Annotated in this window: 18 protein-coding genes and 1 other RNA gene; 7 read left to right on the top strand and 12 right to left on the bottom strand. The window is 57.7% G+C overall.

All coding sequences use genetic code 11. The annotated features are described in order from the left end of the window. Window positions 1-25: 25 nt before the first annotated feature. The 9 genes from GHO42_RS04200 to GHO42_RS04160 all read right to left on the bottom strand — a co-directional run bounded on the left by GHO42_RS04200 (window position 26) and on the right by GHO42_RS04160 (window position 9,935). Window positions 26-901 carry a hypothetical protein gene (locus tag GHO42_RS04200; RefSeq protein ID WP_371928114.1) on the bottom strand — a complete coding sequence of 292 codons (876 nt, stop codon included), beginning with the start codon at window positions 899-901 and terminating at the stop codon, window positions 26-28. Window positions 902-912: 11 nt separating this feature from the next. Next, window positions 913-1,119: a hypothetical protein gene (locus tag GHO42_RS04195; protein ID WP_153327305.1), complete on the bottom strand. Its 207-nt coding sequence runs from the start codon at window positions 1,117-1,119 to the stop codon at window positions 913-915. 245 nt (window positions 1,120-1,364) lie between these two features. After that, window positions 1,365-1,756: a transfer-messenger RNA gene (gene ssrA, locus GHO42_RS04190) on the bottom strand. Between the two features lie 73 nt (window positions 1,757-1,829). Then, the gene (locus GHO42_RS04185) at window positions 1,830-2,111 is read right to left on the bottom strand and encodes a hypothetical protein (protein ID WP_095002535.1); all 282 of its coding nucleotides are present in this window, start codon (window positions 2,109-2,111) and stop codon (window positions 1,830-1,832) included. A 262-nt stretch (window positions 2,112-2,373) separates the two neighbouring features. Then, a complete protein-coding gene (locus GHO42_RS04180; RefSeq protein WP_153384122.1) occupies window positions 2,374-5,181 on the bottom strand; it encodes an FAD-binding and (Fe-S)-binding domain-containing protein in 2,808 nt (935 codons plus the stop codon). Next, the gene (locus tag GHO42_RS04175; RefSeq protein WP_095020676.1) at window positions 5,178-5,849 is read right to left on the bottom strand and encodes an LUD domain-containing protein; all 672 of its coding nucleotides are present in this window, start codon (window positions 5,847-5,849) and stop codon (window positions 5,178-5,180) included. Before GHO42_RS04175 ends, GHO42_RS04180 begins: the two co-directional genes overlap by 4 nt. Beyond that, complete coding sequence (locus GHO42_RS04170; RefSeq protein WP_095002538.1) at window positions 5,846-7,306, bottom strand: LutB/LldF family L-lactate oxidation iron-sulfur protein; 1,461 nt, start codon at window positions 7,304-7,306, stop codon at window positions 5,846-5,848. Before GHO42_RS04170 ends, GHO42_RS04175 begins: the two co-directional genes overlap by 4 nt. Next, window positions 7,303-8,127, bottom strand: coding sequence for a (Fe-S)-binding protein (locus tag GHO42_RS04165; protein WP_095020678.1), 825 nt, complete (start codon window positions 8,125-8,127; stop codon window positions 7,303-7,305). Before GHO42_RS04165 ends, GHO42_RS04170 begins: the two co-directional genes overlap by 4 nt. Before the next feature lie 113 nt (window positions 8,128-8,240). Next, window positions 8,241-9,935, bottom strand: a complete 1,695-nt coding sequence (locus GHO42_RS04160) for a lactate permease LctP family transporter (protein ID WP_095002540.1) — start codon at window positions 9,933-9,935, stop codon at window positions 8,241-8,243. Window positions 9,936-10,196: 261 nt separating this feature from the next. On the opposite strand from GHO42_RS04160, the gene GHO42_RS04155 reads away from it, so the two are divergent. Next, window positions 10,197-10,964, top strand: coding sequence for a GntR family transcriptional regulator (locus GHO42_RS04155; protein WP_016783458.1), 768 nt, complete (start codon window positions 10,197-10,199; stop codon window positions 10,962-10,964). A 156-nt stretch (window positions 10,965-11,120) separates the two neighbouring features. Here the strand turns inward: GHO42_RS04155 and smpB are convergent, their stop codons facing one another. After that, window positions 11,121-11,603: an SsrA-binding protein SmpB gene (smpB, locus tag GHO42_RS04150; protein ID WP_048383611.1), complete on the bottom strand. Its 483-nt coding sequence runs from the start codon at window positions 11,601-11,603 to the stop codon at window positions 11,121-11,123. A 117-nt stretch (window positions 11,604-11,720) separates the two neighbouring features. On the opposite strand from smpB, the gene GHO42_RS04145 reads away from it, so the two are divergent. From GHO42_RS04145 to GHO42_RS04135, 3 genes are read left to right on the top strand one after another with little or no spacing between them, the layout of a single operon-like run. Further along, entirely contained in the window at window positions 11,721-13,124 is a 1,404-nt protein-coding gene (locus tag GHO42_RS04145; protein WP_153327301.1) for a sodium-dependent transporter, read from the top strand. Window positions 13,125-13,131: 7 nt separating this feature from the next. Next, the gene (locus tag GHO42_RS04140; RefSeq protein ID WP_095002542.1) at window positions 13,132-13,566 is read left to right on the top strand and encodes a type II toxin-antitoxin system RatA family toxin; all 435 of its coding nucleotides are present in this window, start codon (window positions 13,132-13,134) and stop codon (window positions 13,564-13,566) included. Beyond that, window positions 13,559-13,885: an RnfH family protein gene (locus GHO42_RS04135; protein ID WP_153327299.1), complete on the top strand. Its 327-nt coding sequence runs from the start codon at window positions 13,559-13,561 to the stop codon at window positions 13,883-13,885. Before GHO42_RS04140 ends, GHO42_RS04135 begins: the two co-directional genes overlap by 8 nt. Before the next feature lie 57 nt (window positions 13,886-13,942). On the opposite strand, the gene GHO42_RS04130 is transcribed toward GHO42_RS04135, so the two are convergent. Further along, entirely contained in the window at window positions 13,943-14,470 is a 528-nt protein-coding gene (locus GHO42_RS04130) for an outer membrane protein assembly factor BamE (RefSeq protein ID WP_153327297.1), read from the bottom strand. A gap of 98 nt (window positions 14,471-14,568) precedes the next feature. Here GHO42_RS04130 and fur point away from each other — a divergent pair, with 98 nt between their 5' ends. Beyond that, entirely contained in the window at window positions 14,569-14,982 is a 414-nt protein-coding gene (fur, locus tag GHO42_RS04125; protein WP_029611724.1) for a ferric iron uptake transcriptional regulator, read from the top strand. Between the two features lie 98 nt (window positions 14,983-15,080). Here fur and recN read toward each other — a convergent pair whose 3' ends face one another. Further along, a complete protein-coding gene (gene recN / locus GHO42_RS04120; RefSeq protein WP_095002544.1) occupies window positions 15,081-16,763 on the bottom strand; it encodes a DNA repair protein RecN in 1,683 nt (560 codons plus the stop codon). A 252-nt stretch (window positions 16,764-17,015) separates the two neighbouring features. Here recN and grpE point away from each other — a divergent pair, with 252 nt between their 5' ends. Next, window positions 17,016-17,570: a nucleotide exchange factor GrpE gene (grpE, locus tag GHO42_RS04115; RefSeq protein WP_095002545.1), complete on the top strand. Its 555-nt coding sequence runs from the start codon at window positions 17,016-17,018 to the stop codon at window positions 17,568-17,570. Between the two features lie 100 nt (window positions 17,571-17,670). Next, window positions 17,671-19,587, top strand: a complete 1,917-nt coding sequence (gene dnaK, locus GHO42_RS04110) for a molecular chaperone DnaK (protein WP_095002546.1) — start codon at window positions 17,671-17,673, stop codon at window positions 19,585-19,587. Window positions 19,588-19,858 lie beyond the last annotated feature (271 nt).

Raw genomic sequence — 19,858 nt, 5'->3', positions numbered from 1 at the left:
AGTGTTTCGAGTTGTCCCGGTTCTTTTATCTTATATCGCTCATGGCTGCGGGCTGAAGATGATCAGGATGAACTGGGCCACACGCGAATCGTTGGTACTGAAGCAGCTTGCGTCGGCGTACATCAGCAATTTGTCGGAGCATGCTCGGTCGTTCCTGACGCGAATAGGCAACTGGATATAAAGCCGGGTCATAGGGGATTGCATCCAGCACGTCGATTCCATGTTCGACGTAAACACGTTTGCCCAGCGGGGTCAGTGCAAGAGTCTTAATCCGACAAATATGTTCCGCTATGGCCCGGTATCCGTCATGTACCAGCAGATCGCGCAGGTAGTGGTTCGAGGCGCGCAGCGCAATCTTCACTCGCACTGACTCCCGATGTGGTCGAGCCTGCCAGTAAGCAAACAGATTGAACAAACGAGACTTCAGACACGTGATGGGGTCGATAACGGCGACTTGCACCCCTTCAATGTCCAGAATGGATAAATACTTGAAAATATCTTTTTTGGGCGCGCCACCGACGCTGTCCATTTCCAGGATATCGACGATGACCTCTTTCCCATCAACCCAGTCAATATAAGCGGCCGCAATATTGATCGTATTGTCTGCCATCTTTGCCCTGCGAAACGGGACGCCCATCATGCGTTGGCAGTAGTTGACTGACTGGGAGTTGCCGATGAAATCCAGGTCGTCACTGGTAACGAATGCGACTTCTTCACCCGTCATTTCATCGATGAGATATTGCCGGGCCCAGAGCGCAAGGGATTGACCGCCAACGATTACAAGACCGTAGTCGGTGACAGCAGATTGAATTGAGGGGCGGTAAACGCGCTGAATTAGATCGAGCAGGAAAGCGAAGAGCGCTGAACGTTCAAGGAGGGCGAACGGAGCATCTTCGTTCACCGCATCTGTCATCAGTTGCTTAGCGCAGAAAATCGTTGCGGGCGGGCGATTGGGCCAGAGCTACCGCGAAGCACGGCTTTGGCACGGGCAGCAGCCATTTCAAGCGCCTGAGGATCGGCTGCATAGACAGCATCAACTTGACGGTCACGCGAGCTGTTTTTAAGGCTCATCATTTGCGCAAAGCTAAGGTCTTTTGAATGCGGGTGGCCGCTGATCATGGCAAAAGTACCCACAAGGGTGGAAAACATTGACTTGAACAAGTTATCACACGCACCTAGGGCATTAACAAGCGAAGGACTATGATTGAAAGGCTTTAACCGACGAAATGCATAGCCTGTAGCTGATTTTTGCGGCCGCTTGCGACCTAGGTGGCGTTATGAATTTCGGGGCGTTCTTAAGAGCTATATGTCACTGAATCCCAGGCACAAAAAAAGACGTCCGAGGACGTCTTTTTTTGTTGAAGTGGTGGAGCCGGGGGGATTTGAACCCCCGTCCGCCAGTACTCCGCTGTCGGTACTACATGCTTAGCCGTTTCTATTAAGTTAACCCTCAGCGACCCGAAGGGCAGGGTGCTTTGGGCGAGTTGTGTAAGTTTTAGCCGATTCGTCCACAACGTACTGCACGGCGATCCTGTTCTATATGACAATCACTTCAGGTTTACAGGCATCCCCTAGTGATTGCTGGACCCGAAGGTACCAGGAGGATGGCTAAGGCAGCTTACGCTGCGAGAGCTTGACCCTCGTAGGTTTCGTCATTGGCAACTATAAGTAGTTGCAACAGTGGATTTACGAGTTCTGTTACCAACTCGGCATGCACCTAGAGTTTCGCAACCGGCGTCGAATCCTAAACGGCCCCGATGCCTGCTGTGTATAACCAGCAAGCTAGCGGAGTCTACGCCTTTCTGACGCAGAAGGCCAACCCAAAGGGGTTACTCACCACCTTTGTTGTTGTTGGCAATGTCCTGGAGCACCTGGGTGGTCAGTGAAACGCAGGCCTGAGTGCCTTCTTTGGTGCCTTTGGATTGTTCTTCCTTGGCTTGGGCAACGGTGCTGTCGATGTTGTCTTGTAAGTCGGAGCTGATTTCGCCAGAGCTGGCTACGGCGTCGTTGATCTTTTGCAGGTTGATCTGGCAAAGGTCGTCTGCCGCAAACACCGGGGAGGCCAACATCACTGCGGATATAAACAGACCAGCAAGAGCGGTACGCTTCATGGGGAAAACTCCTTGTGCACAGGGTAGGCCCGGTGTTTCCAGGCTCGGTTTTATGCCCCAAACATTGGGGCCTTAAGCCAATTGACTATAGCCACGCTCGGGAGTTCTGCCTGGGTCAGGCCATTAATTTCTGGTTTTTTTTGTGCCCGAAAGTAGAGCGAATATTTGATTTGGTGGGAGCGGGCTTGCTCGCGATGGCATCGACGCGGTGCATGGGTCACACCGCAGCGATCCTGTCGCGAGCAAGCCCGCTCCCACATTTTCAGGCCTGGGCGCTGGTGACGCGGTCTACCAGGTACACCAGGCCGTGATAGTCGATCCCGCCATGCTGGCTCAAGCCAATCTCACAGGTTCGGCTGGTGGAGATCCCTTCGCTGCAATATTGCACCGCGTCTTTCAAAGTGCGCAGTGAGTGGGCGTTCAGCTCCGGGGTGGTAAAGCCTTTGTCACCGGCAAAGCCGCAGCAATGGATACCCTGGGGGATCACCACGTCGGTGCTGCACAGCCGCGCAATATCGATCAGGGCCTGGCTTTCGCCCAGGTGCTGGGTGCTGCAGGTGACATGCACGGCAATCGGTGCGGTTTGCGGGGTAAAGGTCAACTTGTCCACAAGGTGGGTGCGGATAAAGCGGACCGGGTCGTACAGGTCGAGGCGACTTTCCCCCAGGTCCTGCACCAGGCGCAGGGTACAGGGGCTGGTGTCGCAGTAGATCGGGTCAAGCCCGCCACGGCTGGCATGCAGCAGTGCGCCGATCAGTTCCTGGCGCTTGTGTTCGGCTTGTTCGTTGTAACCTTTCGACGCAAACGGCTGGCCGCAGCACAGGCTGTCCATATTGTCGGGGAACACCACCTGGTAACCGGCTTTTTCCAGCAGGCCGCGGGTTTTGTCCAGCAACGACATTTGTTCTTTGTCTCCTGCCGCCGGGCCCATGACCCGCGACACGCAAGCCGCCAGGTACACCACCCGCGGGCGGGCATCCTTGACCGGCGGGGTAAAACGAATCGCCCGCTCCGGCTGGGGCATGGCGTTGGTCCACAAGGGCACGCGGCCTTTGCTGGCCTTGCTCAGGGTCGATGAGAGTTTTGCCAGTCGCGGCGCCCCCAGCAGCATGCGCGCACCATTGGCCACGTGCAGGGTAAAACGTGCCCCCTGCAGTGCTGTGGTGAAGTGACTGGCCAGCCAGTCAGCCGTTTTCACACTGTCAGCGCTGCGTGCCCGGAGTTTTTTCACCAGTTCGCCGGTATTGATGCCCACCGGGCAGCGTTGCGCGCATAAACCGGTGGCTGCGCAGGTATCAATGCCTTGATAGGCGTAGGCTTTTTCCAGCTCAGTGGTGTCGATGCCAGCGCGCTTCCTGGCCTGGATATCGCGCCAGATCACAATCCGCTGGCGTGGACTAAGGGTCAGTCCCTTGGACGGGCACACCGGTTCGCAAAAACCGCACTCGATGCACTTATCCACAATCTCGTCCGCCGCCGGCATTGGCTTGAGGTGCTTGAGGTGGATATGCGGGTCTTCGCTAAGCACCACGTCGGGGTTGAGAATGCCCTGCGGGTCGAGCAAACGCTTGAGCGTCCACATCAACTGGTAGGCGTCGCTGCCCCATTCCAGCTCGACAAAGGGCGCCATATTGCGCCCGGTGCCGTGTTCGGCCTTGAGCGAACCGCCAAACTCCACGGCCACCAGTTGCGCCACGTCATCCATAAAGGCCTGGTAGCGCGCCACTTCCTCGGGCTTGTTGAAACCCTGGGTAAAGACGAAGTGCAGGTTGCCCTCCAGCGCATGGCCAAACAGGATCGCTTCGTCGTAGTGGTGCTTGTCGAACAGCTCGATCAGGCGGTTGACGCCGATGGCCAGTTGTTCAACGGGGAAGGTCACGTCTTCGATGATCACCGTGGTGCCGGTTTTGCGCACCGCCCCGACGGCCGGGAAGGTGTCTTTGCGGATCGCCCACAGCTTGGCGTTTTCTTTAGGGTCTTCGGTGAAGTCGACCTGTTTTTCAACCGGGAAATCGACCAGCGAGGCCATGATTTGCGCCAGTTGTTCGTGCAGCAAGGTCTGGGATGCTGCGCGGGACTCGATCAATAGCGCGCAGGCATTGGCCGACAATTGTTGTACGAAAGCCGGCATGCCGGGTTTGTCCTGCACCGAACGCAGGCTGCGACGGTCGAGCAGTTCCACGGCAGACACGGGCTGGCTTTTAAGCACGGTGACGGCGTTGCAGCAGGTCTCGACATCCGGGAACACGATCAGCGCCGAAGCCTTGTTCGGGTGGTCGATCACGGTGTCGTAGGTCACCGCGCTGATAAAGCCCAGGGTACCTTCGCTGCCCACCAGCAGGTGGCTGAGGATATCCAGCGGGTCGTCGAAATCCACCAGGGCATTAAGGGACAGGCCTGTGGTGTTTTTCAGACGGTATTTGTGGCGGATTTTTGCAGCCAGTTCAGCGTTGGCGCGGGTTTCGCGAGCCAACGTCCCCAACTGCTCGAGCAATGGCCCGTGGCTTTGGCGAAAGGCGGCGATGTTGGCGGCATCTTCGGTGTCGACCCGGGTACCGTCGGCCAGCACTACGCGCAGGCCCGCCAGGGTGTGGTAGGTGTTTTGCGCGGTGCCGCAACACATGCCGCTGGCATTATTGGCGACGATGCCGCCAATTTTGCAGGCGTTGATCGATGCCGGGTCTGGGCCGATCTTGCGTCCGAACGGGGCCAGCCAGGCGTTGGCCTGGGCGCCGATCACTCCCGGTTGCAGGCGGATTTGCCTGCCCTGGCCGCGGATTTCCTTGCCGTTCCAGTTGTCGCCGAGCACGATCAGCACCGAGTCGCTGATGGCCTGGCCAGAGAGGCTGGTGCCCGCTGCGCGAAAGGTCACCGATACCTGATCGCGACGGGCCAGGCGCAGCAGCTCCACCACTTCGTCTTCGGACTCGACGCGAATCACCAGCTTGGGGATCAGTCGGTAAAAGCTCGCATCGGTGCCGAACGCCAGGGTCGACAGCGCATCGGTAAAACGGCGGTCCTGGGGGATCAGTCGCTCGGCATCACGCACAAAGGCGGCGGGCAGGCTCATGCATCCTCCAGAATCAGCACGATCAGGTCTTTGGGACCGTGGGCGCCGTAGGCCAGCACTTGCTCGATATCAGCGGTTTTCGACGGTCCGGACACCAATAGCGCATTGGTCGGCATGCCGGCGGTCCAGTTCATTTCACGCTGCACCTGATAAAAGTTGTCACGGATTTCGCTGGCCTTAAGCAGGGCAAAATGCACCGGCGGCACCAGGCTCATCAGCCGTGGTTCTTCCGGGGTTGGCCACATGATCAGGCTACCGGTGGCGGCAATCGCACCCAGGGTGGTGGTGAAGCTGGCCGGTGTATCGTTGAACAGTTCGGCTTTCCACGCTTCTACCGGCCGGTCGTAGGCTTTAAGTGCTGGCAACCCGGGGTTTTGTGCCCAGTGTTCGCTGACCTTTTGCCCGTGCGCTGTAGTCGGTGCGATCAGCAGGCTTGGCAACTGACGGTCGGTGACCAATTGCGCGAGCAATGCAGGCCAGCCTTGCTCGGTACTGAGGTGGATTTCAGTGTGGACCGCTTCCATCAGCTTGCGCAGTTGCGGGATACGTTGCTCCGGGGTGTAGGTCCAGGGCTCTGTGACCAGCACTTCGTCAAAATTGTCAGGCACCGGTGTGGTGCCCGTCAGGCTTTTACGCAGTTTATTGAGGATGTTTTGCTTGGCGCTCATCGTGTTTCTCCCGACTTTTTCGCCAGATGCTCGCGGGCCATATCGTGCAGCGAACGGGCGGCGGGTTTGGGCGCGCTGTGGTTTTGCGTCCACGGGCCTACCTTGCTCGGCGTCAGGGCGCGCAGACGGGTAGCGGCTTTCAGGAAGGTGCGGTAAAGCGCGGGTGAGCTGTTGAGCTTGGCCCACATATTCCAGATCAGGCGCTCTTTACGCGAATACTTGCTGCCCTGACCACGCATGATGCGCGGTACGGTATCGGGGGCTTTGACGTTTTCTTCACGCAGGCGCCGCAGCAGGGCCGGGATCGGGATTTTTACCGGGCACACTTCGCCACAGGCACCGCACAGCGACGAGGCGCTCGGGTGATCCGGGACTTTGTTCAAGCCCACCATATGTGGCGTGATGATTGCGCCAATCGGGCCGGGATACACCTCACCGTAGGCATGACCGCCAATGCGGGTGTAAACCGGGCAGTGGTTCATGCAGGCACCGCAGCGAATGCAGTTGAGTGTCTGGCGCAATTCGCTGTCGGCAAACGCCTGGCTGCGACCGTTATCGAGCAGCACCAGGTGCACTTCTTCAGGGCCGTCCAGCTCGCCGGGTTTGCGTGGGCCGGAAATCATATTGACGTAGGTGGTGATGGGCTGGCCAAGGGCCGAGCGGGTCAGCAGGGACACCAGCGGTACAACGTCGCGCAGGTTCTCGACCACTTTCTCGATGCCGGTAACGGCAATATGCACAGGCGGCACCGTGGTCGACATACGCCCGTTGCCTTCGTTTTCCACCAGCAGCAGGGTGCCGGTTTCAGCAACGGCAAAGTTGACGCCAGACACGCCGATATCGGCTTCAAAGAATTTCTGGCGCAGTACGCGGCGGCCGATCTGGATCAGTTGATCCACGTCCTTGGTGTATTCCACGCCGAGTTTTTCGTGAAACAGGTCGGCCACTTGCCCGGCGTTCTTATGGATCGCGGGCATGATGATGTGGGAGGGTTTTTCGTTGTCGAGTTGAACAATATATTCGCCCATGTCGGACTCAAGGCATTCAATGCCCTGGGCGCCGAGTACGTGGTTCATCTCCATCTCTTCGCTGACCATCGACTTGCCTTTGATCACCTGTTTGGCGGCGCGCCGGCGGGCGATGGACATGACGATTTGATTGGCTTCGTCGACGGTTTCAGCCCAATGAACCTGCACGCCATTACGGGTCAGGTTGGCTTCCAGTCGTTCCAGCAGGTCAGGCAACTTGGACAGGGCGCGGGCGCGGATGGCGTTGCCCAGAGCGCGCAAGTGCTCGCGCTCATGGGCGTCGCTGAAGGCAACAGCGCGCTTGGTCATCAGAGAATCCATCGCACTGCGGAAGTTGTTGCGCAGTTGCTTGTCGCCCAGGGCTTCGTGGGCGCGCTCGCGGAAGTCTTCTTCGACCGCGACGGTAGGGATCAGGGTGCTGGCGCTCATTGTCCACCTCCGGTGCGCTGCCACAGGAAACTGGCCAGATGCTGGCCGCGCAGTGATTCCTTCTGTTTTTCCAGCGAGCCGTTGATGTTCATCAGGCAGCCGCAATCGGCGGTGAGCACTTGATGGGCGCCGGTATCAATCAGGGAGCGGGTTTTGTCAGCGACCATGGCGCCGGAAATATCCGGCATGCGTACGCTGAAGGTCCCGCCAAAACCGCAGCATTCACTTTCGTGGCTGTGGTCGATGCGCTCCACATTGCCCAATTGCGCGAGCATTTCGCGGCCGTGCAGGTGGGTGTTCATTTCGCGGCGGGCCGAGCAGGAGGTGTGCAGTGCGACCTTGACCGGGGCGCCGTGGTCCTTGAAGCGGACCTTGCACACAAACAGCAAAAATTCGGTGAGTTCAAAGGTGCGTTCAGCCAGGGCGTGAACCTTTTTCAGGGTGTCGGGCTCGTCCTTGAACAGGTCTTCATAGTGTTCGCGCAGCATGCCGGCGCAGGAGCCGGAAGGCACGACGACCGGGTAGTCTTCGGCGAACAGGGCCAGTTGCGCACGGGCCACTTCCCGGGCCTGCTCGGTGTAACCCGAGGTGTAGGCCGGTTGACCACAGCAGCTCTGGCCTTGGGGATAATCGACGTCGATACCTTCGCGCTCGATCAGGTGGATGGCGTCCATCCCGGCTTCGGGGAAGAACAGATCGACCACGCAGGTGCCGAACAGGTAGACCTTGCGCGGTTTTTGCGCGGGGTATTGGCGGGGTACAGGCAAGGGCGGGGCGACACGGGTCGCATTCGGCACGGCGTTGTAAAAAAGCTCGCTCATCAGGCGTCTCCGGGTGGTCCCGGTTATGTGTCCACCGAGGTGGACCGGGTCGTGAATTACTGACGCCGGGGCTGTGCCCCGGCGACATTAACGTGCAGTAACCATAGCGCTTATCAGTGAACCAGCATGCCGGTGAACCAGTAGGCCTGGGCCAGGGTGATCAGGCCGACGATGGTGGCGAAAAACAGACTGTGCTTGAGGGTGAAGCGGAACAGGTCCGATTCTTTGCCCACCAGGCCGGTCGCCGCACAGGCGACAGCGATCGATTGCGGGGAAATCATCTTGCCGGTCACGCCGCCACTGGTATTGGCAGCCACCATCAGGGTGTCGCTCACGCCGATCTGGTGCGCGGTGGTGGCCTGCAACGAGCTGAACAGGGCGTTGGACGAGGTGTCGGAACCGGTCAGGAACACGCCCAGCCAACCGAGGAACGGCGAGAAGAACGGGAACGCGGCGCCAGTACCTGCCAGTACCAGGGCCATGGTCGAGGACATGCCCGAGTAGTTGGTGACAAAGGCAAAGGCCAGCACCATACCGATGGAAAGAATCGGCCAGCGCAGTTCGTAGAAGGTTTCTTTTAAAGTGGTCAGACCAGTCTTGATGTCGATCTTCAGGATCAGCATCGAGATCAGTGCCGAGAAGAAAATCGCCGTGCCGGTGGCCGAAATCGGATCAAGTTTGAACACGGCGGCAATCGCGGTCGGCGCGTTGACGATAGGGGCGGTCTTGATCACCAGTTGATCAAGGTGCGGGATCGCGAAGTTGAACACCCAGCCGTACATCGAGCCACCGGCAGAGAACATCGCCTTGAACGGTTTGAGGGTCCAGATGGTGACCAGCACGGTAAGGATCAGGAACGGTGACCAGGCTTTCAGAATCTGCATCAGGCTGTAAGGCGAAGCCATCAGATTGGTCGGTTTACCGAAACCACCTGCGCTCGCGGTAACAATTACGTCAGAGCTAACGCCAGCAATTCGTGCACCTGCGGTACGTTTTGGCTGCCAGACTTTCAGAAACAGGGTCAGGCTGACCAGGCTGGCCAAGGCCGAGGTGATGTCCGGCAGTTCCGGGCCAATGTAGTTGGAGGTGTAGTACTGGGTGATGGCGAAGCTCAAACCGGCCACCAGGGCTGCGGGCCAGGTTTCACGCACGCCGCGCAGGCCGTCCATCATGAATACCAGCCAGAATGGCACGAACAGCGACAGCAGTGGCAACTGGCGACCGGCCATGGCGCCGATCTTGAACGCGTCGATACCGGTGACCTGGCCCGCCACGATGATCGGGATACCCAGGGCGCCAAAGGCGACCGGGGCCGTGTTGGCGATCAGGCACAGGCCAGCGGCGTACAGCGGGTTAAAACCCAGGCCTACAAGCAGTGCTGCTGTAATCGCTACCGGCGCACCGAAACCGGCTGCACCCTCAAGGAAAGCACCAAAGCAGAAGCCAATCAGCAGTACTTGCAGGCGCTGGTCGTCGGTGATCGACAGCACGGAGCTGCGGATGATTTCGAACTGGCCGCTTTTGACGGTCAGTTTGTAGAGGAACACCGCGGCAACGATGATCCAGGCAATTGGCCACAGGCCATAGGCAAATCCGTAGCCCGCTGCTGCGAAGGCCATATCGACAGGCATCTGGAAGGCAAAGATGGCCACCAGAATCGACAGGGCAAGGGTGATGCTGCCGGCGACGTGACCTTTGAGACGGAACACGGCCAAGGCGAGGAAGAAGAATACGATCGGGACGACGGCCGCGAGAGCGGACAGGCCGAGGCTGCCGAGCGGGCTGTAGAGCTGTTGCCAGGTTTGCATATGGGGTGGCCCCTAATTGTTATTGGTCGATGCTGCAGACTGTGTTTGGTATATTGGTATTACCAATTTACAATCACTGTTGGCTAGGTTAAAAGCCTTATGAGGCATGTGTCAATTTGCCGCCTCACAAACTTTCGTCGGGGTGTTCGTTGTCCGGGCATCTGATGGGGTTTTTAGCGGTGTTTCTGATGGGTGTATGCGTGGCGCCAATCGGCGAGAATAGCGGCCCCCGGCGCGTGGTCGGGAGGGTGGAGAGCAGTTATGGGGTTTGATCAGATCCGGCAGCGCCGTTTGTCGGACGATATTGTCGAGCAGCTCGAGGGCATGATCCTCGAGGGCACGTTGAAGTCAGGTGAGCGCTTGCCTGCCGAACGTGCGCTGGCGGAGCAGTTTGGGGTGTCGCGCCCTTCATTGCGGGAGGCGATCCAGAAATTGTCGGCCAAGGGGCTGCTGGTCAGTCGCCAGGGTGGCGGCAATTATGTGGCAACATCCCTGGGCTCGACCTTTAGTGATCCTTTGTTGCAACTGTTGGAAAGCAACCCTGAAGCGCAGCGCGATCTGCTTGAGTTCCGTCACACGCTTGAGGCTTCGTGCGCTTTTTACGCGGCATCGCGTGCCACCGAGATGGACCGTGAGCGGCTGCGGCTGGCTTTTGAACGGTTGCAGGACTGTTATGCACGGGTGGATGAAGTCAGTCGCGCAGAAGAGGGGGAGGCCGATGCCAACTTCCACTTGGCCATTGCCGAAGCGAGCCATAACGCGGTGTTGCTGCATACGATTCGCGGGTTATTCGACCTGCTCAAGCGCAACGTGGTGACCAATATTGGTGGCATGTACAAGCAGCGCAGTGAAACGCGCGACATGCTGATCAGTCAGCATCGCGAGTTGTATCTGGCGATTATCGAGGGCAGGGCGGAAGATGCTCGGGAAGTGGCGAGCCGACACCTGGTGTATGTGCAGGAAGTGCTGGAAGAAGTGCGTCAGGAAGTTCAGCGCATGGCGCGGGCCGAGCGGCGTAATGGCTTGTAATTGTTGATGCAAACCCTGTGGGAGCGGGCTTGCTCGCAATTCATGCAACTCGGTATATCAGGTATACCAAGTCGATTCCATCGCGAGCAAGCCCGCTCCAACAAGAGCTGAGGCAGCATCAAGACAGTTGCTCCCACGAGTGCAAGGGCTGAAGAACTAGTCTTCCTTGCCCTTGTTGCGCACCGCACGTTGCAGCTCGCGATCGGAATCGCGCTCACGCTCGGTATGACGCTTGTCGTATTCCTTCTTGCCTTTACCCAGGGCAATTTCGCACTTGATCAAGTGCTTGCTCCAGTAAAGCGAGAGGCAGACGCAGGCGTAACCCTTCTGCTGCACCGAGGCAAACAGCTTTTCCAGCTCGCGCTGGTTAAGCAGCAGTTTGCGGCTGCGCGTTGGATCGGCAATAACGTGCGTGCTGGCTGTCGTCAGAGGTGCGATATGGCTGCCGAGCAACCATGCTTCACCATCCTTGAGTAGCACGTAGCTGTCGACCAGCTGTGCCTTGCCTGCACGCAGACTTTTTACTTCCCAGCCGGCCAGGACCAGACCAGCCTCGAACCGATGTTCGATGAAGTAATCGTGTCGCGCTTTTTTATTCTGCGCGATGGTCCCTGTTGGGTGTTTCTTCTGTTTAGCCATAGGGGCAGCATTATAGGCAGTTGCGAGCGTGTCGGCTACGGGCACCTGCGTGCTTGAGCACGTAGGGTGATTCCCGGACAATGCGCCCTCTTTTTTTAGTGGTTGGGCGTAGTAACGATGTCGACAGACAAGGTTTCTGTCCACGGCAGTTGGGCAAGCCGTTGGGTCTTTATTTTCGCTGCGACCGGTTCTGCCGTGGGTTTGGGCAGTATCTGGAAATTCCCTTACATGGTTGGCGTCTATGGCGGCGGCGCGTTTGTGTTGGTGTTTTTGGCCTGTATCGCGCTGATCGGTGTGCCGGTGATGCTGGCTGAAACCCTGATCGGGCGGCGTGCCCGGCTGAGTCCGGCGAATGCCTTGAAGGTGTTGGCGGTCGAGGCGGGGCACTCGGGGCGTTGGTCGTGGGGGGCTTTTGCCGGGATGATCACGGCGCTGCTGATTTTGTCTTTCTATAGTGTGGTGGGCGGCTGGTCGCTGGATTACATCATCAATATGGGCAAGGGCGATTTTCAGGGGGCGACGGCCGATCAGGTCGGCCAGTACTTTGGTGATGTGATTTCCAATCCCTGGCGCCTCACTTTTTGGCATACCGGGTTTATGTTGTTGTCGGCGTATGTGATCGCCAAGGGGGTGGTGGCGGGGCTTGAGCGCAGTTTGCGGATCATGATGCCGCTGCTGTTTGTGCTTCTGCTGATACTGCTGGGTTACAGCATGACCACCGGGCACTTTATGCAGGGCGTACATTTCATGTTCGACTTCAACCCCGATCGCGTACTCGACGGGTTGCTGGCCGCGATGGGCCATGCGTTCTTTTCCCTGAGCGTGGGTGTGGGGTCGATCATGATTTATGGCGCATACATGCCCAAGAATGCATCGATCTCGGGCACCGTAGTCGGAGTGGCGCTGATCGACACTTTTGTCTCATTGCTCGCCGGGCTGGCATTGTTTCCAATTGTATTTGCGTCGGGGCTCAACCCTGGCGAAGGCCCGGGCCTGATGTTCGTGACCTTGCCGTTTGCCTTCGGTAACGTGGCCTTTGGTCAGTTGATGGGCGTGGTGTTTTTTGTGCTGGTGGCAGTCGCTGCCTGGAGTTCGGCCATTTCGTTGCTTGAGCCAATGGTGGCGTACCTGGTGGAGCGCACCAGGGTGCGGCGCTTGTGGGTCACTTTCTGGCTGGCTTTCAGTTGCTGGTTTGTTGGCCTGGGCACGGTGTTTTCGTTCAATATCTGGAAACAGGCGAAGTTTTTCGTGAACGAAGATTCCGGTTTTCATCTCTATCAATGGGGCGCGGCCAGCGGTCTGGACTTCTTTGGTGTCGTCGATTTCTTCACCTCGCGTATCATGTTGCCCTTGGGCGGCCTGTGTTTTGTGGTCTTTGCAGGCTGGATCATGGGGCGCGGCGCGGTTCGTGACGAATTGTCGATGCGCAGCCCGGTGATGTTCGCCCTGACTCTTTTTTTGATGCGCTATGTGGCGCCACTCGGCATTCTGATTGTGTTTGCCGCCCAGCTGTGGAAGTAACGCTGACATGACTACCCATATCCAACGCTCTGCCTTGTTGCCTTATCCAGCCCAGGCGCTTTATGACCTGGTAAACGATGTGGCGAGCTACCCGCAGTTTTTGCCGTGGTGCTCGTCTGCCGAAATCCTGGAAAGCACTGAAGTGCTGATGCGCGCCAGCCTGGGGGTGGCCAAGGGTGGCCTGAGCCAGCACTTTGTCACTCGCAATACCCTGGTGCCCGGGCAGTCCATCGAGATGAACCTGGAAGAAGGTCCTTTTACCAAGCTGCACGGCCTGTGGGTGTTCAAGCCTTTGGGTGACAAGGCGTGTAAAATCAGCCTGGACATGACCTTTGATTACGCCGGGGCCATCGTCAAGGCCACTCTGGGGCCTTTGTTCAATCAGGCGGCCAATACGCTGGTGGATGCTTTTTGCCAGCGCGCCAAGCAGTTGTATGGCTGAGCCGGTGATTGAAGTTGAGGTGGTTTATGCCGCGGTCGATCGCCAGTGCCTGCTGACCGTGGTTGTGCCGCAAGGCACGACGCTGCGGGCAGCGGTATTGGCATCAGGCATGGGGCGCGAATTTCCCGAGGTTGACCTGGCCAATTGCCCGGTGGGGATTTTCGGCAAGCAGGTGGCTGATCCTGATACCCGGGTGCTGCAGGCAGGGGATCGTATCGAGATGTATCGGGCGCTGCTGGCCGACCCCAAGGAAATTCGCCGTCAGCGTGCGGCCAAGGCTGCCAAGGCTGCCGAGGCCAAGCGCCTCAGCCAGCCCTGACGGCTTTCTTGCAGGCAACAAAAAGCCCGGCATGCCGGGCTTTTTTGTACCGGGCGCTTATTGCTCGGAGGTATCCAGAGGTTCTGGCGTAGGAACCGGTACGGTTTCAACACCGTCTACGTCCTTCTGGATTTGATCAAGCAATGAACCAGGCTTGGCTGGAACTTCGCTCTTCTCGGCTGGAGCTTGAGTCGCCGGTTCGGTCACGTCTGTGCCGCCGGTTTTGCCGAGAATGGCTTCGTCGCGGCTGACGCCAGGCTTGAAGTCACCTGACAGGCTCACGAGCTGGTCGTTCTGGTTGAAGAACACACTGATGCGTTCCTGTTGGCGTTCTCCGCCGCCGGGCTGCAGGCTATACAGATAATCCCAGCGATCAGGGTGGAATGTATCGGTCAGCAGGGCATTACCCATGATAAACCGCACTTGCCGGCGGGTCATTCCCGGGCGTAACTGGTTTATCATGTCCTGCGTGACGACATTGCCCTGTTGGATGTCGATTTTGTAAACCCCGGGGAATGAACAACCGGCGAGTGCGAGCAGTCCCACAAAGGTGAAACTGGTTAGCAAGAGCTTGGTGTTTTGCATCGGTGGGCGACTTCCACTATCTTGGCTGGGACAACGTAAACGCCGATCATACCCGTATTAAGAGAAGCTGCGAAGCGGCTTCCGCGAGAAAGCTAACCATGGTTGAAAATAGCGAACTACGTAAGGCCGGACTTAAGGTGACTCTGCCACGAGTCAAAATTCTACAGATGCTTGACTCTGCAGAGCAGCGTCACATGAGCGCCGAGGATGTTTACAAGGCACTTATGCAAGCAGGCGAGGACGTAGGTCTGGCCACGGTTTACCGTGTTCTGACCCAGTTTGAGTCAGCTGGGCTGGTGATTCGCCATAATTTTGATGGCGGTCATGCTGTCTTTGAATTGGCTGATGCTGACGGCGGCCACCACGACCATATGGTCAACGTGGACAGCGGTGAAGTGATCGAGTTTTTCGACGAAGACATCGAAAAACTGCAGCACGCCATTGCAGCCAAGCACGGTGTTGAGTTGGTGGATCACAACTTGGTGCTGTACGTGCGCAAGAAGGCCAAGTAAGAGCATGTCACGCGAATTACGGTTCGCGAAACGATCGAAGGCGGCCCAAGGGCCGCCTTCGTGCTTTCTGATATCGGTTATTTCATGACCGTTCGTCGTTAAGCTGCAAGATTTTTTGCAGTGATCACCATCTTTTTGGCGTGGGCCAGGGATTCCTTGGTCAGGTCGATACCGCCAAGCATGCGGGCGACTTCTTCTACGCGCTCTTTTTTGCTCAGTTTGGCCACGGCCGTGCGGGTGGTGTCGCTCTCGCGAACCTTATGGACAAACAGATGTTGATGGCATTGCGCTGCCACTTGCGGCAAGTGAGTGACCGTCAGCACCTGGCCGCGTTCGCCCAGGCGGCGCAGCAGTTGCCCGACGATCTCTGCGGTCGGCCCGCCAATGCCCACATCCACTTCGTCGAATACCAGGGTCGGTACGCGGGACGTTTGTGCAGTAATGACCTGAATGGCCAGGCTGATACGCGACAGTTCGCCGCCCGAGGCCACTTTGGCCAGGGCTTTGAGCGGTTGGCCGGGGTTGGCGCTCACCAGCAGTTCAACGTGTTCGAGGCCGAAGGGCGCCGGGTCGCTGCTGGCTTGCGGGCGCAGTTCGATCACAAAGCGGCCGCCAGGCATGCCCAGGCGCTGGATCTCTTCTTCGACGGCACTGCTCAGGCGTGTCGCGGCCAGGTTGCGCAGGTTGCTGAGTTCGCGGGCGCACTCTTGATAGTGGCGGGCATAGGAGGTCAGCTCATTGGCCAGACGCTCGATATTTTCATCATTGGCGTTGAGTGTTTCGAGCTCATCCAGCAGTTTTTGCTGCAAGGCGGCCACTTCGGTGGGTTGAACCCGATGTTTGCGTGCCAGGGTATAAATGGTGTCGAGGCGCTCCTCGAGATACTGCAGGCGGCCCGGGTCGGCGTCGAAGTGGTCAATAAAGCGGTTGAGCTCGCCGACGGCCTCTTCGACCTGAATCTGTGCGCTGGCCAGCAGGTCGGTGGCCTCGCCCAGTGAGCCGGAGTTGCTGTTGATGCTCGAAAGCCGGTTGAGGCTGGCCGTCAATGCATTGAGCACGTTGCCGGAATCGCTTTCGCTGCATTGCTCGACTACCTGGCGGCAGATGGTCAGCAGGGTTTCGGCGTTGGTCAGGTTTTTATGTTCCTGCTCCAGCTCTTCCAGTTCGTTTTCTCCCAGCGAGAGTGTCTCCAGCTCTTCAAGCTGATAGCTGAGCAACTGATGGCGCGCGCGCTGTTCGTCGCCGGAGTTGGACAGGTGCTCAAGCTCTTGTTTGGTCTGGCGCCAGCGTTGTGCCGCCAGTTGCACCTGGCGGGCCAGGTCGGTGGCACCGGCGAACTCGTCGAGCAGGCGACGATGGGTATCGGGCTTGAGCAGCGACTGGTGTTCGTGCTGGCTGTGGATATCGATCAGCAGCTCGCCCAGGACCTTGAGGTCGCCCTGGGGGCAGGGCGTGCCGTTGATATAGCTGCGCGAGCGGCCTTCGGCGGTGATGACCCGGCGCAGGATGCACGGGCCGTCGCCTTCAAGGTCGCGCTCGGCCAGCCAGGCACGGGCTTCGGGGATATCCTGCAGGTCGAACGTGGCCAGGATATCGGCCTTGTCGGCCCCGGGGCGCACGACGCCGCTGTCGGCGCGGTCGCCAAGAGTGAGGCCCAATGCATCGAGCATGATCGATTTGCCGGCACCGGTCTCGCCAGTGATTACACTCATCCCGCGATCCAGTTCCAGATCGAGATGTTCAACGATGGCGTAGTTGTGTACGGACAGGTGCACCAGCATGGGAGCTGCTCCAAAACGTAATGTCTGGTTATTTATACAGTGTTTTGTTTCGTGCTGACAATGGCTGTGTTTAGTTCGATTTGCTTGTTTTATTCGGGTTCTTAGCTCGTTTGGTTTTTTCGGCAGTGGGAGGATGGTTCGCCAAACATGCCTTTTATGGGTTTTTGGCTCTTGAACCTGAGAATTGCGACCCCATATACCTTGGCACAAGCGCGAGTCGAGCTCGCGGACGAAGTTTGAAAGGAGAAATCTATGGCAGACGAACAGACTATGGATACGCAGAACCAGGAAGCCGAAGTAGCTGGCGAAGATCTGGCAACCCGCGTGCAGGTGCTTGAAGAGCAGCTGGCAGCCGCTAACGATCAGGCTCTGCGCGTAGCTGCCGATCTGCAGAACGTTCGCCGCCGCGCCGAGCAGGACGTTGAGAAGGCTCACAAGTTTGCACTGGAAAAATTCGCTGGCGACCTGTTGCCGGTGATCGACAGCCTGGAGCGCGGTCTTGAGCTGTCCAGCCCGGACGATGAAAATATCCGTCCGATGCGTGAAGGGATCGAGCTGACCCTGAAAATGTTCCAGGACACCCTGAAGCGCTATCAGCTGGAAGCCATCGACCCGCACGGCGAACCCTTCAATGCCGAGCATCACCAGGCGATGGCAATGCAGGAAAGCGCAGACCTGGAGCCAAACAGTGTGCTCAAGGTGTTTCAAAAAGGTTATCAGCTCAATGGTCGCTTGCTGCGCCCGGCTATGGTCGTAGTCAGCAAGGCGCCAGCGCCGGTTTCGCCATCGATTGACGAGCAGGCTTGAAATCGGCCACAAGGCCCCCATTTAGAAGTCAAGCGTTAAGCAGTGCCGCAGTTGGTCATTACTGCTGCGGCAACAAAATTCAAATTTAGGGAGAGTAAACATGGGCAGAATTATCGGTATTGACCTCGGGACCACCAACTCGTGTGTGTCGGTTCTGGAAAACGGTAAAGCAAAAGTTATCGAAAACGCAGAAGGCGCGCGTACTACGCCGTCGATCGTTGCGTACGCCAATGATGGCGAAATTCTGGTTGGCCAGTCGGCCAAGCGTCAGGCAGTGACCAATCCGCATAACACCCTGTACGCGGTGAAGCGTCTGATCGGTCGTCGTTTTGACGAAGAAGTTGTACAGAAAGACATTCAGATGGTTCCGTACAAGATCGCCAAGGCTGACAACGGCGACGCCTGGGTTGAAGTGAACGGCCAGAAAATGGCTCCGCCACAAATCTCGGCTGAAATTCTGAAGAAAATGAAGAAAACCGCCGAAGACTACCTCGGCGAGCCAGTAACTGAAGCGGTAATCACCGTTCCGGCCTACTTCAACGACAGCCAGCGTCAGGCGACCAAAGACGCCGGCCGTATCGCGGGTCTGGACGTAAAACGCATCATCAACGAACCAACCGCAGCTGCTCTGGCTTACGGTATGGATAAAGCGAAAGGCGACCACACTGTCATCGTTTATGACCTGGGTGGCGGTACTTTCGACGTGTCGGTCATTGAAATTGCCGAAGTGGATGGCGAGCACCAGTTTGAAGTGCTGGCAACCAACGGTGACACGTTCCTGGGTGGTGAAGACTTTGACATCCGTCTGATCGACTACCTGGTTGACGAGTTCAAGAAAGAAAGCGGCATGAACCTCAAAGGTGACCCGCTGGCGATGCAGCGTCTGAAAGAAGCTGCGGAAAAAGCCAAGATCGAACTGTCTTCGAGCCAGTCGACTGACGTGAATCTGCCTTACATCACTGCAGATGCCACCGGTCCTAAACACTTGAACGTGAAAATTTCGCGCGCCAAGCTGGAATCGCTGGTTGAAGACCTGGTTCAACGCACCATCGAGCCTTGCCGCATCGCGCTGAAAGACGCCGGTATCGACGTTGGCGCAATCAACGACGTGATCCTGGTCGGTGGCCAGACTCGTATGCCGCTGGTACAGAAGCTGGTAACCGAGTTCTTCGGCAAGGAAGCACGTAAAGACGTGAACCCGGACGAAGCTGTTGCAATGGGTGCTGCTATCCAGGGCGCGGTATTGGCCGGTGATGTTAAAGACGTTCTGTTGCTGGACGTGAGCCCGCTGACTCTGGGTATCGAAACCATGGGTGGCGTAATGACTGCCCTGATCGAGAAAAACACCACGATTCCTACCAAGAAATCGCAAGTGTTCTCGACTGCAGACGATAACCAGGGCGCTGTGACCATTCACGTGCTGCAAGGCGAGCGTAAGCAAGCTGCACAGAACAAGTCGTTGGGCAAGTTCGACCTGGCTGACATTCCACCTGCTCCACGTGGCGTGCCTCAGATCGAAGTGACCTTCGACATCGATGCCAACGGCATCCTGCACGTAAGTGCAAAAGACAAGGCGACTGGCAAGTCTCAGTCGATCGTGATCAAGGCTAACTCGGGTCTGTCCGAGGAAGAAATCGCTCAGATGGTTCGCGATGCCGAGATCAACGCTGAGGAAGACCGCAAGTTCGAAGAGCTGGCAGCTGCACGTAACCAGGGCGATGCACTGGTTCACTCGACTCGCAAAATGATCGTCGATGCTGGCGATAAAGTGACCGAGGAAGAGAAAGCTGCAATCGAAGCTGCTGTAGTTGCACTTGAAACCGCTGTTAAAGGCGACGACAAGGCGGCTATCGAAGCCAAGGTTGAAGAGCTGTCCAAGGTATCGGCTCCGGTTGCACAGAAAATGTACGCCGAGCAGGCGAACCCGGCAGACGCAGCGGCCAAGCCAGCTGATTCGGCTGAAAAAGCGGACGACGTTGTCGACGCTGAGTTCGAAGAAGTAAAAGACAACAAGTAATCAGCTTGTTTGTCGCCCGGTTGACCGCGCTTGCGCGGTGACTGGTAGGATGTCGCCGCGCGGGAGCTTGCTCCCGCGTTGGCGTGTCTGGAGTACCGAAATTTTTACAGCATGCGACAAAGTCGAATGCTGGCGGTTTGGTCTGGATCTTTTCTGTTTTCCGGCCTGAAGTAACCGCTCCTGGCGGCCAATGCATTGGCTGTTAAACACAAACCTATATCGTTGAAAAGACGTGAGTCGGGTCTGATCCTTTTCGGGCTTGGCGGGTTTG

The organism is Pseudomonas sp. FSL R10-0056 (genome assembly GCF_009600105.1).
GTDB classification, from domain to species: domain Bacteria; phylum Pseudomonadota; class Gammaproteobacteria; order Pseudomonadales; family Pseudomonadaceae; genus Aquipseudomonas; species Aquipseudomonas bubulae.
The sequence above is the reverse complement of the archived record's forward strand: the minus strand, read 5'-3'. Positions and strand labels throughout refer to the sequence as shown.

Excerpts from the sequence above, each read along its gene's own strand:
- GHO42_RS04195 (WP_153327305.1), bottom strand. The coding sequence starts at position 1,119 with ATGATCAGCGGCCACCCGCATTCAAAAGACCTTAGCTTTGCGCAAATG.
- GHO42_RS04185 (WP_095002535.1), bottom strand. The coding sequence starts at position 2,111 with ATGAAGCGTACCGCTCTTGCTGGTCTGTTTATATCCGCAGTGATGTTG.
- GHO42_RS04180 (WP_153384122.1), bottom strand. The coding sequence starts at position 5,181 with ATGAGCCTGCCCGCCGCCTTTGTGCGTGATGCCGAGCGACTGATCCCC.
- GHO42_RS04175 (WP_095020676.1), bottom strand. The coding sequence starts at position 5,849 with ATGAGCGCCAAGCAAAACATCCTCAATAAACTGCGTAAAAGCCTGACG.
- GHO42_RS04170 (WP_095002538.1), bottom strand. The coding sequence starts at position 7,306 with ATGAGCGCCAGCACCCTGATCCCTACCGTCGCGGTCGAAGAAGACTTC.
- GHO42_RS04165 (WP_095020678.1), bottom strand. The coding sequence starts at position 8,127 with ATGAGCGAGCTTTTTTACAACGCCGTGCCGAATGCGACCCGTGTCGCC.
- GHO42_RS04160 (WP_095002540.1), bottom strand. The coding sequence starts at position 9,935 with ATGCAAACCTGGCAACAGCTCTACAGCCCGCTCGGCAGCCTCGGCCTG.
- GHO42_RS04155 (WP_016783458.1), top strand. The coding sequence starts at position 10,197 with ATGGGGTTTGATCAGATCCGGCAGCGCCGTTTGTCGGACGATATTGTC.
- smpB (WP_048383611.1), bottom strand. The coding sequence starts at position 11,603 with ATGGCTAAACAGAAGAAACACCCAACAGGGACCATCGCGCAGAATAAA.
- GHO42_RS04145 (WP_153327301.1), top strand. The coding sequence starts at position 11,721 with ATGTCGACAGACAAGGTTTCTGTCCACGGCAGTTGGGCAAGCCGTTGG.
- GHO42_RS04140 (WP_095002542.1), top strand. The coding sequence starts at position 13,132 with ATGACTACCCATATCCAACGCTCTGCCTTGTTGCCTTATCCAGCCCAG.
- GHO42_RS04135 (WP_153327299.1), top strand. The coding sequence starts at position 13,559 with ATGGCTGAGCCGGTGATTGAAGTTGAGGTGGTTTATGCCGCGGTCGAT.
- GHO42_RS04130 (WP_153327297.1), bottom strand. The coding sequence starts at position 14,470 with ATGCAAAACACCAAGCTCTTGCTAACCAGTTTCACCTTTGTGGGACTG.
- fur (WP_029611724.1), top strand. The coding sequence starts at position 14,569 with ATGGTTGAAAATAGCGAACTACGTAAGGCCGGACTTAAGGTGACTCTG.
- recN (WP_095002544.1), bottom strand. The coding sequence starts at position 16,763 with ATGCTGGTGCACCTGTCCGTACACAACTACGCCATCGTTGAACATCTC.
- grpE (WP_095002545.1), top strand. The coding sequence starts at position 17,016 with ATGGCAGACGAACAGACTATGGATACGCAGAACCAGGAAGCCGAAGTA.
- dnaK (WP_095002546.1), top strand. The coding sequence starts at position 17,671 with ATGGGCAGAATTATCGGTATTGACCTCGGGACCACCAACTCGTGTGTG.